We start from the raw sequence: 13,880 nt of genomic DNA on the forward strand, positions 1-13,880 counted from the left end.
CACAAGGTTGATCATGGATCTCAAAACAACACTGTATGCACTCGCCGATCTCTTCATGATCGTCGCCGGGTTCACCTACGGCTGGAAGTTCATCAAGAACTACAGAAACTACTTACTCGGTCTCGAATGGATCATCGTCGCGAGTTCGGGAACCAACTTCCTGGTTTACGGGGTGGTCGGCGCGAACGAAACCAGCCCGATGTATCACCTGGCATTCTTCTTCGACGCGTTCTCCCGGTCGGTCGGAATCACCGTGATTCTCGTCCTTGGTTTGATGAAGGTCACCCACGGATTCAAGCCGCCGCTCGCCGTCGATATCGGTGTCTTCGGGCTCGCCATCGTGGGTGGCCTGTTCATGTCCGCCTTCGCCGACGACCTCGGGCTGGCTGCGGCCATCTTCTACGTCGTGATGAACGCCCTGACCACCCTGTTCCTGCTCTACTTCGCGTGGCGGCTGTGGAATGCCGGTGAGCACCGTCATGCGATCGCGGTAGCGGCCATCAGCGCCGCAGCAGCCGCGATCGCCGGGGTGTACGACTTCTACCGCATACCCGGCGACGATGAGCACCACACGATCTTCTACATCTTGGCCCTCATCACCTGGGCTTGCCAAATGGTCGTGTACTACTTCGGCTATCGCGCGCTGCAAAATAGCAGCGACCGAATTGCAGCTGATCGAGCACCAGGGTCCCCGGTCGCGAGTTCGGTAGCAGTTTCCGACTGAGTGATACCGACTGGGATATCGACGGCGTCCGTGACTACGTGCGCGGCTATGTGGCCGATCGGCTAGGTAACCGCGATGCGGTACCGATCGCCGACGACACCGGGTCTGAAAAGGGCGTCCGCTCGGCCGGGGTGCAACGCCAGTACTCCGGCACGGCCGGACGCACCGAGACTGCCAGATGCGCCATGCACGACCGGAAATGGCGGACCACATCGGCATGTGTCGTGGCGTGAACAAGTCAGCGTGCCGTCCAACATCGGCGCATCCACATGGCGCAGCGACGAAAGATCCGACCGATGCCACCGCTCGTCACACGGCGAACCGGCGCGGGTCTCCCCGGCACCTGCACAGCGTGCAGGTGTACACAACACGCCACCCCGCACAATCTGTCTTATCGCTGCGCTTTGCACATCGCCGGTCAGAGCGGATCCGGTCCCCGCCTATCGGGCCGCGATCATTGGGCCGCGGACTTGGCCGCCGGTGAATCCCCGAACAACCACATTTCAGTGGCGCTCTTCGAGTCCAACAGCTTCCCGGAGCCGCTCCGCGACCGTTCGAAGCTCGGAATCGTCGAACGCGGACGACGCCAGCAGCGCCGCCAGCGCCTCGGCGATGACATTGAGTTTCTCCTGCGCGGCCTCGCTTGCCCGGCGACTGGAGTTCTCGAGCAGCACCACCAACAGCAGCGTGAAAACGCTCGCAACGGTATGAATGGCGACTTGCCAGGTCTTGAGGTCCGTCCACCATGGCAAGCTGATCAGCCACGCCACGACGATCCCCGCACAGACGAAGAAGAACGGAGCCTGACTCACTCGCAACTCGGCCTGCTCGACGAACCGGTCGAACGGCGACCGGCGATCACCTCCGCCACGACTCCGTGCGGCCTCGCTGCGTCGCTCCATCACCGGAATTTTAGTCACATCCCACCCCCACCACATCCGGACGATCACGCTCGCCGACGCGCATCGCCGGCAACGGCATTTCCTTCGCGACATGCACGGTAACCACCGACTGCCACGCAGCTTCCGCGCCTTCCCCCGACCCCTCGCCCGACGAATATCGGTAACAATCAGCCCTCATTCAGCACAACCTGGCCGCCACGTTCGTGGCCGAAGCCATCGCTCACCGACTCGACATCGCCGACCTGCAGGTTCTGCTATGGCTCGACTCCGCACCCACCATGCGGCAAGCACCCCTTTCGTCCTCCCTGACTCGGGTTATAGCCTCGGCGAACAGACAAGGGGTCGAAATTCGGATGCCGCGCAGTGATCAGTCTTCACGTGCCGTCGACTGCGGCGGTGGGGCCCGCAGTTACTACCGTGGCGATATCCTCGAAGTAGTCATCGAGAGGCGAGCAGGACAATGATGCTGTTGCCATGGCGTGGATCGGGTGAATCGGTATAGGTCGATGACCGGCGCCGATCCGCTCGCAACGCAACGCGACGCGTCTGGCTCGGTCGCGGCGGAACTGGCCGCGGCCGGGTTCGACGACGCCATGGAGATCGGCCGCGGCGGGTTCGGTGCCGTCTACCGGTGCACGCAGGCCGAGCTCGACCGCGTGGTGGCGGTCAAACTGCTCACCACCGGTCTCGACGAGGACAATCGGGCGCGGTTCTTCCGCGAGCAACGCGCCGCGGGCAGGCTGACCGGGCACCCCAATATCGTGCACGTCCTCCACGCGGATGTGACCGGCAATGGTCGGCCTTTTCTCGTGATGCCGTACTACCCGCGCGGTTCCCTCGACGCGCGGATCCGCAGCGACGGGCCACTGGAGCTGCAGGAGGTGCTGCGGCTCGGGGTGAAGCTGGCCGGGGCGCTGGAGACGGCGCATCGCTTCGGGGTTCTGCATCGCGACGTCAAGCCAGCGAACATCCTTTTCACCGATTACGACGAGCCGACGCTGGTGGACTTCGGAATCGCCCATTTCGCAGGCGGTTTCGTCACCGGCACCGGCATCGTGACAGGTACGCCGGCCTTTACCGCGCCGGAAGTGGTCGCCGGCGAGTCACCGAGTCCCGCCACCGACGTCTATGGCTTGGGCGCGACGTTGTTCGCCGCGATCACCGGTCATGCCGCTTTCGAACGCCGCAGCGGTGAGCAGTTGGTGGCTCAGTTCGTCCGGATCACCTCCGAGCCGGTCCCTGATCTGCGGGAGCAGGGCATCGCCGAGGATGTCAGCGCCATCGTCGAACGTGCCATGCACAGCGACCCGCGCAGCCGCCCGTCCGCCGCGGAACTGGGTGAGCAACTCCAGGCCTCGCAACGCCACCATGGACTTCCCGTCGACGAGATGGCTCTGCATACCCCGTCCGAAGCCGAGCACGAACCCACGCCACCCACACGCGGGAAGTCTTCCTCGACAGTGTCGAATCAGCGCCGACCGTCGCAGACTTCTCGACCGGGGAAGGCTCCGTTGGAGCTGACCAGTTTCGTGAATCGACGTACCGAGCTGACCGAAGCGAAGAACTCGTTGTCGACCGCGCGATTGGTGACGTTGACCGGGATGGGCGGGGTAGGCAAGACCCGGCTGGCGGTGCGGGTCGCCACCAACGTGCAGCGTGAGTTCGCCGACGGTGTGGCATTCGTGGAAATCGGCGAGGTGCGTGACGAGTCGCTGCTGGCGAGCATCGTGGCGAACGCGCTGGGATTGCAGGACCGATCGGCGCGGCCGCTGCGCGAGGTGCTCGCCGAGTTCCTGGCCGACGGGGAACTGCTACTCGTGCTGGACAATTGCGAGCAAATGGTCGCCGCGGTCGCCGAGCTCGCCGAATCACTGCTTCGCGCGTGTCCCGGGTTGCGAATTCTCGCGACGAGTCGCGAACCGATCGGCCTCGACGGAGAAGCGGTATTGCCGGTACACCCGCTTGCCGTTCCCGATCCCGACCGGCTACCGAGGAGCCCGTCCCGAAACGACGCGATGAGATTGTTCGCCGAACGAGCAACCACGGCCGTCGCGGGCTTCGAGATCACCGACGACAACACGGCCACCATCGCCGGGATCTGCCGGCAGCTGGACGGCTTGCCGTTGCCGATCGAGCTGGCGACAGCCCGGCTGCGAGTCATGTCGCCGGACCAGATCTTGCAGCGGCTGACCGATCGATTCGCATTGCTCACCCGCGGCAGCAGGACCGCCCCGCCACGGCAACAGACGTTGCGCATGTGCATCGACTGGAGCCACGACCTGTGCACCCCGACAGAACAACGAGTATGGGCCCAGCTCTCGGTGTTCGCCGGAAGCTTCGAACTCGAGGCCGCCCAATACGTCTGCGGCGACGATCCCACGGCAGAGGATTTCCTGGACACGGTGGCCTCCCTCGTCGACAAGTCGATATTGATACGGGAGGAATCGGATACCGCGGTCCGATTCCGAATGCTCGACACCGTGCGCGACTACGGTCACGAAAAGGCAAGAGAGACCGGCGAATACCTCCAGTACCGACGCCGCCACCGCGACTGGTACGAACGGCTTGCCCTTGACGCGTATGCCAACTGGCCCAGTAACCGGGCGCTCGAGTGGATCTCCCGGTTGCGTCGGGAGCAGCCGAACTTGCGGCAGGCGCTGGAGTTCTGCGTCTCCGACAACCCCGAAGTCGGGATCCGGATCGCCGCCGATATTTGGCCGTTCTGGTACTCCCAAGGCTCGCTGAGTGAGGCGCGCCGCTGGCTGGACCGTCTTCTGGCTCGCCGCACCGGCCAACTCACCATCGACCAGGCCGCGGCGATCTACGCCGCCTGCATGATAGCGGCGGTACAAGGTGACCTTCCCGCGGTCGAGGGTCTCGTGCGCAAAGGGCGCCCGCTCGTAGAGCAGACCACCGCCCCGTTTGCCCGCGCACACATCGACCTCGCCGACGGAATTCTCGCGATACTCAGCGGAAAACCTTCTGCCGCAAGCCCGTACCTCGAGAAGGCTGTCCAGGCGTATACGAAACTCGACAACGTCTTCTTCCGAGTCCACGCGTTGACACTCCTCGGATTCACCCAGGAACTGCACAACGATACCGAAAAAGCCGTCGAATGCTACGAGCACGCGCTCGCCATCGCCGAAAAGCACGGCGAAACGATGTACCGCCCTTACGTGCTGTGGTCGCTGGCGGTGGCGTCGTGTCGGCAGGGCGACCTCGCGCGGGCGACTCGACTACTCGCGCGGGCACTGCAGGCGAGCCGGACGGTGAACGACCGCACGAACACGAGCATGTGCCTACGCGCATTGGCGCGGATCGCCAACGACCAACAGGATGTCGAGCGTGCGGTCGTGCTGATGGCAGCCGCTGATCATATCGACCGGTCGGTGGGCGCTTCGCCGAGCTGGTACTCCGACCTGCTCGTCCCCCACGAAGAGTCCGAGCGCCGGACTCGCCAGGCAATGAGCGAGCAGACATACGCTGCAGCCCAAAGGGAGGGCGCCGCGCTCAGTTTCGACGCCGCGATCGCCTACGCCCTGGGTGAACACGCCCCTCCCGCACCCGCAGACAGCGCCGGTCGCAAACTGACCAAACGGGAACGACAAGTCGCCGAACTGATCGCCGAAGGGCTCACCAATCGGGAGATCGCCACTCGCCTGGTCATCTCACCACGCACCGCCCAAGGACACGTCGAGCACCTGCTGACCAAGCTGGGGTTCACCTCCCGGGCACAGATCGCAGCATGGATCGCGGCATCGCAGAACAATGCTTCGGAAGCATGAGCGAAGATGACGCGCTATCCAGCGTCAACCGGCCCGGTCAGGATGACCGACTCACCGATCGGCAGCCACCGCAGCGCTGCCAGGTCACGGATCTGCGCAGAGGGCAGTTTCGGGCTCGCGGCGAAGTCGAACTCCTCCAGAGCGACCTGCTGCGGCGCCGTCTTGTTTCCCCAACGAAATCCGCTGTTCCGAGGGTCTCCGATCTAACCACGGAGCCAGTTTTCCCGCTGCCCGGTGAGGCGATGCTTCCTGGTGGGCGCTGGCACAGCCAGGGCGCGATTTGAGGCAAACGCCTCATGCGACCACGGCGGCGGCGGACCGATGATCAGGGCATGACGAAGCGAGTTCAGGAATCACGGAGATCACCGGTCATGACCGAATTGACATTCGAATCACCGACCGTCGAGCGGTTCGGTACGCCCATTTCAGATCACACACCTGGAGTGCCGGACGGCGGGCGAATCGATGCAGTCAACGTAAGCCGGTGTGTCGGGGCGCGGCAGATTCTCCAAGAGCTGTCGTTGTCGGTCGAACCAGGCGAGTTGGTCGCCATTGCCGGCGGCAGTGGAGCAGGAAAGAGCACATTGCTGGAGATCCTCGCGGGACTGCGACCACCGTCTGCCGGGGAGGTTCGGCATGACGGCGTCGTTCGCGGGGACCGAGTCAGCGCCGATTCCCGTATCGGCTACGTGCCCCAGGAGGACATCATCCATCTCGAGATGCCCCTGCGCCGCACGCTGCGCTACGCGGCGCGGCTTCGGCTGCCCGCAGGCACATCGGCGGCCGAGGCGGACCGGGTAGTCGAGGAGACCATGCATGACCTCGACCTGGCTGATCGGGCCGAGGTGCCGGTCCGTGCGCTGTCCGGCGGCCAGCGCAAGCGGGCCAGTATCGCCGTGGAGCTACTGACCCGGCCACACCTGTTCTTCCTCGACGAACCCACCTCCGGGCTCGATCCGTCGACCGCAGCCGACGTGATGCGCCTGCTGCGCCGACTCAGCCAGCGCGGAGTCACAGTCGTCCTCACGACGCACGAGCCGACCGGCATCGACCGGTGTGACCGGGTGGTGTTCCTGGCGCGCGACGGCCACCTGGCCTTCACCGGCAGCCCGACCGAGGCTCGGCGCTACTTCGGCGTCGAGGATCTCGCCGAGGTGTACGACCGGCTGGCTCGTGAGCACACCCCTCAGATCTGGGCGGAGCGATTCGCGGACAGCGGTGGGAGGTCGACAACCCGGCCTGGCTCGGCGCTACTGCCCATCCCCGCCACCCGTTCCGACGTCAAGCGCACAGACATGGTCCGGCAATGGTGGCTACTGACACGACGCAATGTCGATGTTCTCCTTCGCAACCGGCTGACCTTGGCGGTCCTGCTCGGCTCACCGGTGCTGGTCACTGCGATGATGGCGACCCTGTTCCAGCGAGACGCGTTCGATCCGCGTAACGAAGCCGACCTCGGCCCGGTCCAGATCGTGTTCTGGATCGCGTTCGCAGGCTTCTTCTTCGGCCTCACGTACGGCCTGCTCCAGATCGTCGGGGAGATGGCCGTCTTCCGGCGGGAGCGCCTGGCCGGGCTCAGTGTGAGCGCCTACGTGGCATCCAAGGTGACAGCGCTGCTTCCGGTGCTGGCTGGAGTGAGCGCGGTGCTTCTCGGTGTGCTGCGGGCGCTCGGTCGGCTCCCCGCCGTGGGATGGGACGTGTCCGCCTTCCTGTTCGTGACGATTGTGATCGAGGCGACCTCGGCACTGGCCCTCGGATTGCTCGCCTCGGCCGCGGTCTCCAACGCCGCGCAGGCCGCCCTCGCCCTGCCGATGCTCTGCTTCCCTCAGGTTCTGTTCGGTGGCGCCATCGTCCCCGTCGACGAGATGGCCCTCCCGGGACGCCTGATGAGTCTCGGCCTATCCAACCGCCACGCGTTCGAAGCGCTGGGTCGCGATCTGGATCTCGAGCGGTACACCACCACGCTGCCTGCCATGTCCGCCTACGGCGACACCTTCCACGGAGGCACCGGCGCCAGTCTCCTCGCGCTCGCCTCGTTTGCCGTTGCCCTCATGCTGGCCACGATATGGGTCTTGGACCGGCGGTCCCGGCCCAGCGCATCCCGGCGATGAAGGCACGGTTGCCGAGCTGATTTACCTGGCGCAGCGGATACTTCAATTTCCGACGGTCGCATTGACCGGGAACCCCGCCAGACCCCGGTCGATCGCGGCGAGACTGGCCTGCGTGCGGTTGTTGACGCCGAGCTTGGCGTAGACACGTTCGACGTGGTTGCGTGCCGTCTTCTCGGCGATGAACAGTTCGGCGGCGATCTCTCTGTTCGATCGGCCCTGCGCGACGAGTCGCAGGATCTCGACCTCGCGGTCGGTCAGCCCGGCCGGCCAGGGCGTCCGCCGCGAGCTCCGCGGACTGGCCACCGCAAGCACGGCCGCAGCCGACTCGGCGTCGAGGCGTCCGGCGCGCGCCTCCTTTCGTAACCGATCGGCAGCGCCGCGAGGATCGAGCGGCGGCCGGTCGGGACGCGGCTCGAGCAGTCGTTGATAAGCGTCCGCCGTGGCAAGCAGCCGGTCCTGCGCGGTCAACTCCGCGCCGGCGATCCCCCGGGGAAAGCCGGACCCGTCGATCCTTTCCCGGTGCTTCATCGCGATGGGCACCACCGACTCCAAGCCGTTGACTCGACCCAGTATCCGACCGGTCAGATCCGGATACATCCGTACCCGTTCCCATTCAGCCGTAGTGAGCGGCCCCTTCTTCTCCCAGATCCGGTTGGACACTCCCATTTTGCCAAGGCCGTGCACCAGGCCGGCACGGTAGAGATGCGTGATGTCCGACGGCGACATGCCCAGGTGTCGAGCTGCCCCGGCCACCAGGTTCGCGACGCCACGCGAATGCCCCAGAGTGAATGGAGATTTGAGATCGGCGAAATCAGCCATGGCCTCGAGTAACTCGTCGCTCTCCTCGGCCGTCAGGGTTCGGTCACGATCCGGTGCCTGGGCCAATGCTGCTGTCCAGACGTCGATTTCGAGCAACCCGTCCACGATCGCCGCCGCGTCGCGATCGAACACCGCCGCCACGGCTGGGCTGAACTGACTGCCGCGCCGAGAACGGACAACACCCTTCGCGTGCTCGAGCCCACCCGTCCGCAGGTGCACCTCGACGACGTCTGCGACGTGAGCGATGTGGATCTCGACCGGGATATCGTCTCCGCGGGAACCGTTGGGCAGCCCCCGGCCGTCCCAGCGTTCGAAGGTGTGGGCCAGCGCCTTTCCGACCTGCTCGTCCAAGCCCATCCGATCGGAGAGAACCCCGGCGGAACTGCAATGCGACTGGATCAGTGTGGCGACCTGGCTGCGAGCCGTGACCAGAAAGGCAGTGGCACGGATGCCGCGCTCCCAGCCCGGCAATCCGCGTCCGACATGACTCGTCATCAGCCGCAGAAACGGCAGGCCGGTCATGTCCACCGTGTAGGTGTCGGCCCGGAAGGCGATGTCGTCGCCGAAGAGCGCCGAGAGTTCGTGGGAGTCGGCGTGACAACCGATCCACCCGACCAGATTGGCGTAGTACACGGTCGCCCGCTGTTGCCGGTCGAGCCTCATCCGATCGGCGATCCGTGTCGCGATCAAGGACGACCGAAGCATGTGTTCCATCGGCTGACCCAGACCGAGGTCGATCGCAAGCGATATCGCGGCGAGCAGTTCGGCTCTGCTCAGACCCTTTCCCGAGCCGGGCAACGTCCCGTGCGGGTGCATTCTCCCATTGTCCACCCGAACAACGGCCATCTCTGCGCGAAGGACGAGACCACTGTGTATCCGCGCCGCAGCACGCGCGACCGCGGGCCGTTCCGACGATGCGTGTATCGCGCCGGTGATCGTACGTCGATACTGCCCAGCCGCCCGGCGTACGCACCGGGCGTGACGTTCCGCAAGGCCAGTGTGTACGACGATCAGGCGTCGACCAGCCGATAGATCGTGCGCAGGTACGCCTCGCTGCGCGGCGAACCGATGATCCCGGGACCCATCCTGTTCATCGCGTAGGTGACGGTCATGCGACGGTCGAGATCCATGACGACCATCGATCCGCCCCAGCCGCCCCAGAAGCAGATCCGTTCGTCCGGGATGTAGGGGAGGCTGACCAGTTGCGGAAGGCCGTAACCGATGCCGAAGCGCAACGGAAGTCCCAGCACGAGGTCGTTTCCGTTGGACTGCTCCTCGAAAATCAAGTCGATCGTGCCCGGTGTCAACAACGTGATGTCGTCGACTGTCCCGCCGCGGGCGATGACAGAAAGGATGCGGGCGAGCGAGCGGGCGTTGCCGTGTCCGTTGTAGGCGCCCAGATCGGCGCGCCGCCATGACGCGGTGTTCGCGGCGGCCGCATCGAGCTGCGGAGTGCCGAGGGCGAGTCGTGTCAGGTTGTCCTCGGGAAGCACGGTCAGGTCGATTGGAAGCGGCGGCGGCGGAACGACTTCGGCGATACGCGGCCAATCCGATTCGCGAGCGCCGATCTGGAAGTCGGCGCCCAGCGGTCCGGCGATCTCGTCGGCGACGAATTGGGCGAGCGTCTTGCCGGTGACTCGGCGAACGACCTCGCCGAGCAACTGGCCGAAGTTCTGTGCGTGGTATCCGGATGCGGTTCCCGGCTCCCACCGCGGAGCTTGGCCGGCCAGGCGGGAGCTCGCCAGTTCCCAGTCGTAGAGCTCGTCCATGCCGAACGGCGGCTCCCATCCGGCGACACCGGAGGTATGCGAAAGGAGATGGCGGAGCTCGATCCGGTCTTTCCCATGGGCTGCGAATTCAGGCCAGTACTCCGCGACCGGTGCGCGGACATCGAGCCGGCCACGGTCCACCAGCATCAACACCGCCAGACTCGTGACCGTCTTCGTCGACGACCACACGTTCGTGATGGTGTCGGACTTCCACGGTCGGGTTCGTTCGCTGTCGCAGAACCCGCCCCACAGATCGACCACGACATCGCCGTCGATGTCGACGACTACCGACGCCCCCAGCTCCTTTCCCGAAGCGATGTTCTTCTCGAACTCGGTTCGCAGCTCGACGAATTCGGGGCTGCAGTACCCGCGCGCAGTCATGACGAAGTCCCTTTCGGTGTATAGGTGGCATCGCCGAGCAACGCCGCCACCGCGATGGCGGCTTTCGCGGCGTCGGGGTCGTCTCCGGTGATGAGATCGGCGTAGATGAAGGATTCGGTGATGCGCGCGATGAGGTAGGCCAGGTCACGCGCCGACATCGGATGAGTGAGGTGGCCGCGGTCCAGTTCCTGTTGCACCACACGTTCTGCGGCGCCGACCATTTCGTGCTGGACCGGGCTTTCCTTGGTCGTGAGCAGGCGCAGCGCGCGTTCGGGTTCCCGACGCAGGAACGTGCGGAAATACGGTGCTTCGATGAGTGCTTGGCCGAACGCGCCTGTCGCGTCGGCGATCCGGGCGGCACCATTGCGCGTGGTCGACGCCACCGCGGCGCGGTATGTCGGCTCGGCAAGCGACCACAGCACGGTCGCGAGCAGCCGGTCGCGATTGCCGACCCAGCGGAACAGCGTCGACCGGTCGACCCCGAGTTCAGCGGCGAGTTTTTGCATGTCCAACCGGTCGCCGGCGAGGAACTGGCGACGGGCGACGTCGATCGCCTGATCGCCTCCAGGACTGCTGTGACTGGGACCACTCATGGATGCAACATACTCACAAATGGTGCAATGAATCAAGCATCTGTTGCATACCCGCTCAGGCGAGACGCCGCTACTCGCCCCTGGCTACGCCGGCTCGTTGCGGCGAATGAGCGCACAGCCAAAAACGTGGGGTCAGCGTGGGGTCTTGGCTAGCCGCGCCCGGCATTGCGCGCAGTGCCGCGGTGGGCGGGCATGGTGGTGGGGTCTTCCGGCCAGGCGTGTTTGGGGTAGCGACCGCGGAGGTCGGCGCGGACTCGAGGCCAGCCGGTGCGCCAGAAGGATGCCAGGTCCGTAGTGACCGCGACCGGGCGTTGGGCGGGTGAGAGCAGGTGCAGCACGATCTGGACGCGGCCAAGGGCCAGGCGTGGTGCGTCCGTCCAACCGAAGACTTCCTGCACTTTGACCGCGAGCACCGGCGGGTCGGTCGAGTAGTCGAGGCGGGGGCGGCCGCCAGAAGGGACCTCCAATCGTTCCGGCGCCAGTTCGTCCATCCGGACGGCGTCCGGCCAGGGCAGCAGGCGACTCAGTGCCTGTCCGGCGTCGATGCGTTCGAGGTCGGCGCGGCGGCGGGCAGTGGCAAGTTCGGGGCCGAGCCAGGTGTCGGTGGCGGCGAGCAGCGACTCGTCATCGACCGGCGGCCAAGGGGCGCCGAGGGTGCGGTGCAGGAAGTCGAGGCGCTGACGTAAGGCGATCGCATCGGAATCCCAGCGCAGCAGGCCGAGACCGGTCGCGCTCAGTCCGCGACGCACCGCGGCGCTGAGCAATTGGCGATCGGGGTCACGAATCAGCTTCTCCGACAACACGATCGCTCCCAGTCGTTCGACCCGCCGAGCGACCACATCGCCGTCGATCCAATCGACCTCGTCGATGGTCGTCAGCAGGCTCGATGCGGCACGGCGGGCCAGCTGTTCATCGGCGACCGCAGCCAACCGTATCCACCCCTCGGAACGACCCGGATCGCGCGTCGCAACGCCGACCGCCAGCCACTCCGCATCACCTATTCCAGAGCCGGGCGGCAGCGTCACCGCAGTGCCGCCGACCATGAGATAGCTCGCCGAGCCCGGGCCGCGCCGTCGCGCCAGCCGCTCCGGATGAGCCAGCGCGACAACGTAAGCCGGATCGTCGACACCGTCCGACGCCTCGACCGATCGTACCAGCCGCTCGACCTCCCGCCGCCAGCGTGCCGGCCGCTCGCGCCGCAGCACACGCAGACCAGCCGTGAGATCGACTCCGGAGGCAAGAGTGTCGTCGTCGAGGACAGTGACCACTTCCGCAGCCGCCCGAGCACCGACCTCGGCCGCCCCGTCGAGCAACGCCCGCGCCAACCGAGGATGCAGCCCGATCCGAGCGATGCGCCGCCCACGGTCGGTGACAACACCGTCTCCGTTCACGGCCCCCAACGCGCGCAATACAGCCCGGCCCGCAACCAACCCACCGGGCGGCGGAGCATCCCACCAGGCGAGGCCATGACCGTCAGCCGTGCCCCAACATGCCAGTTCCAACGCCAACCGAGTCAGGTCCGCCGTCCGAATCTCCGGCTCCGGGTAGGCAGGCAGCGTGCCGTGCTCGTATTCCGGCCAGCATCGCCACACCCGCCCCGGACCCTCACGCCCGGCCCGCCCGGCGCGCTGCTCGGCCACCGCCACCGAGACTCGAACTGTCGCGAGCCCGGACAGCCCACGCCCCCGATCGATGCGTGGGACCCGAGCCAGTCCCGAATCCACCACCGCTCGCACCCCGGGCACCGTCAAACTGGACTCCGCCACCGCCGTGGACAGCACCACTCGCCGCCGCGGCCCTGGCCGCAACGCTGTGTCCTGCCCCGCGGCGGAAAGTCTGCCGTGCAACGGAACGAGATCCACGCCGTCCACGTCGGCCAGAAGTGCTGTCGTCCGGCGGATTTCGGCTGCCCCAGGCAGGAAGACGAGCACGTCGCCCTCGGTTCCGACGAGTGCGGCCCGGGTGGCGCGTGCCACCTGTGCTTCGACGCGCTCGCGTGGCAACGGCGCAACATACGTCGTATCCACGGGATGGGTCCGCCCCTGGACCTGCACCACCGGCGCCGCACGATCCCCACCCAACAGCGCCGAAAGCCGTTCAGCCGCAACAGTCGCCGACGTAGCAAGCACCCGCAGATCCGGCCTCAACCCAGCCCTGGCATCGAGCAGCAACGCCAACAACAGATCCGCGTCGAGATGCCGCTCATGGCACTCATCGAGCACAACCACATCAACCCCCGCCAACTCGGGATCGCTCTGCAACCGTCGCACCAGCAACCCCGACGTGACGACTTCGACCTGAGTGTCCCGCCCTGCTCGCCGATCCCCTCGGACCGAGTACCCGACGGTCTCCCCCACCGACTCCCCAAGCAAAGAAGCCATCCGCGCAGCTGCGGCTCGAGCCGCCAACCGTCGAGGCTCAGCCACCAGCACCCGCTGTGCAGTCCTCGCCGCCAACGCCAACGGCACCAAGGTCGTCTTCCCAGTCCCCGGTGGCGCGACCAGCACAGCAGTCTCGCGCTCGGCCAACGTCTCGACAATTCGGTCGAGAACGCCACGGACCGGCAGATCAGGAAGCTCAGGCAGTTTCATTACCCACCAGTCTGCGGCCTCGGCTCCAATCGACGACGCCCTACCCCACCGCACGGAGTGCGTCTCACACCAGCACACCTCTCGCACGAGTGGAACACCCGGCCCCGGCCGCCGCGCGGGCGCCTCCCAAGGGGCACCGCTAATATGAACTTGAATTCGACATCAACAAATGAGGTCGACGCCGACCAGCGCCCATGCACCGATA

8 protein-coding genes and 2 pseudogenes are annotated in these 13,880 nt (G+C 66.0%); 4 read left to right on the top strand and 6 right to left on the bottom strand.

What is annotated here, in order from left to right:
- Positions 1-13 precede the first annotated feature (13 nt).
- Both ACRWNM_RS30225 and ACRWNM_RS30230 read left to right on the top strand, forming a co-directional pair.
- Complete coding sequence (locus ACRWNM_RS30225; RefSeq protein WP_431971536.1) at positions 14-724, top strand: transporter; 711 nt, start codon at positions 14-16, stop codon at positions 722-724.
- A pseudogene (locus ACRWNM_RS30230) lies at positions 721-903 on the top strand (transposase); the annotation flags it as partial. The gene ACRWNM_RS30225 and the pseudogene ACRWNM_RS30230, both read left to right, overlap by 4 nt.
- A 324-nt stretch (positions 904-1,227) precedes the next feature.
- Here the strand turns inward: ACRWNM_RS30230 and ACRWNM_RS30235 are convergent.
- Positions 1,228-1,626, bottom strand: a complete 399-nt coding sequence (locus ACRWNM_RS30235) for a low affinity iron permease family protein (protein ID WP_431971537.1) — start codon at positions 1,624-1,626, stop codon at positions 1,228-1,230.
- A gap of 506 nt (positions 1,627-2,132) precedes the next feature.
- On the opposite strand from ACRWNM_RS30235, the gene ACRWNM_RS30240 reads away from it, so the two are divergent.
- On the top strand, positions 2,133-5,411 hold the full coding sequence (locus ACRWNM_RS30240; RefSeq protein WP_431971538.1) for a protein kinase domain-containing protein: 3,279 nt from the start codon (positions 2,133-2,135) through the stop codon (positions 5,409-5,411).
- Positions 5,412-5,428: 17 nt separating this feature from the next.
- Here ACRWNM_RS30240 and ACRWNM_RS30245 read toward each other — a convergent pair.
- Positions 5,429-5,560, bottom strand: a pseudogene (locus ACRWNM_RS30245) (ATP-binding protein); the annotation flags it as partial.
- A gap of 147 nt (positions 5,561-5,707) precedes the next feature.
- Here ACRWNM_RS30245 and ACRWNM_RS30250 point away from each other — a divergent pair.
- Complete coding sequence (locus ACRWNM_RS30250) at positions 5,708-7,522, top strand: ATP-binding cassette domain-containing protein (protein ID WP_431971539.1); 1,815 nt, start codon at positions 5,708-5,710, stop codon at positions 7,520-7,522.
- 42 nt (positions 7,523-7,564) lie between these two features.
- Here ACRWNM_RS30250 and ACRWNM_RS30255 read toward each other — a convergent pair whose 3' ends face one another.
- From ACRWNM_RS30255 to hrpB, 4 genes are all read right to left on the bottom strand, one after another.
- Entirely contained in the window at positions 7,565-9,157 is a 1,593-nt protein-coding gene (locus ACRWNM_RS30255; protein WP_431971540.1) for an HD domain-containing phosphohydrolase, read from the bottom strand.
- A gap of 194 nt (positions 9,158-9,351) precedes the next feature.
- Complete coding sequence (locus ACRWNM_RS30260; RefSeq protein WP_431971541.1) at positions 9,352-10,491, bottom strand: serine hydrolase domain-containing protein; 1,140 nt, start codon at positions 10,489-10,491, stop codon at positions 9,352-9,354.
- Positions 10,488-11,084 carry a QsdR family transcriptional regulator gene (locus ACRWNM_RS30265; RefSeq protein WP_431971542.1) on the bottom strand — a complete coding sequence of 199 codons (597 nt, stop codon included), beginning with the start codon at positions 11,082-11,084 and terminating at the stop codon, positions 10,488-10,490. Before ACRWNM_RS30265 ends, ACRWNM_RS30260 begins: the two co-directional genes overlap by 4 nt.
- Positions 11,085-11,233: 149 nt before the next feature.
- A complete protein-coding gene (gene hrpB / locus ACRWNM_RS30270; RefSeq protein WP_431971543.1) occupies positions 11,234-13,675 on the bottom strand; it encodes an ATP-dependent helicase HrpB in 2,442 nt (813 codons plus the stop codon).
- Between the last annotated feature and the right edge of the window lie 205 nt (positions 13,676-13,880).

The sequence above is a fragment of the Nocardia sp. bgisy134 genome (genome assembly GCF_965341865.1).
Lineage (GTDB): Bacteria > Actinomycetota > Actinomycetes > Mycobacteriales > Mycobacteriaceae > Nocardia.

Excerpts from the sequence above, each read along its gene's own strand:
- ACRWNM_RS30260 (WP_431971541.1), bottom strand. The coding sequence starts at position 10,491 with ATGACTGCGCGCGGGTACTGCAGCCCCGAATTCGTCGAGCTGCGAACC.
- ACRWNM_RS30250 (WP_431971539.1), top strand. The coding sequence starts at position 5,708 with ATGCGACCACGGCGGCGGCGGACCGATGATCAGGGCATGACGAAGCGA.
- ACRWNM_RS30240 (WP_431971538.1), top strand. The coding sequence starts at position 2,133 with ATGACCGGCGCCGATCCGCTCGCAACGCAACGCGACGCGTCTGGCTCG.
- ACRWNM_RS30225 (WP_431971536.1), top strand. The coding sequence starts at position 14 with ATGGATCTCAAAACAACACTGTATGCACTCGCCGATCTCTTCATGATC.
- ACRWNM_RS30255 (WP_431971540.1), bottom strand. The coding sequence starts at position 9,157 with ATGCACCCGCACGGGACGTTGCCCGGCTCGGGAAAGGGTCTGAGCAGA.
- ACRWNM_RS30265 (WP_431971542.1), bottom strand. The coding sequence starts at position 11,084 with ATGAGTGGTCCCAGTCACAGCAGTCCTGGAGGCGATCAGGCGATCGAC.
- ACRWNM_RS30235 (WP_431971537.1), bottom strand. The coding sequence starts at position 1,626 with ATGGAGCGACGCAGCGAGGCCGCACGGAGTCGTGGCGGAGGTGATCGC.
- hrpB (WP_431971543.1), bottom strand. The coding sequence starts at position 13,675 with ATGAAACTGCCTGAGCTTCCTGATCTGCCGGTCCGTGGCGTTCTCGAC.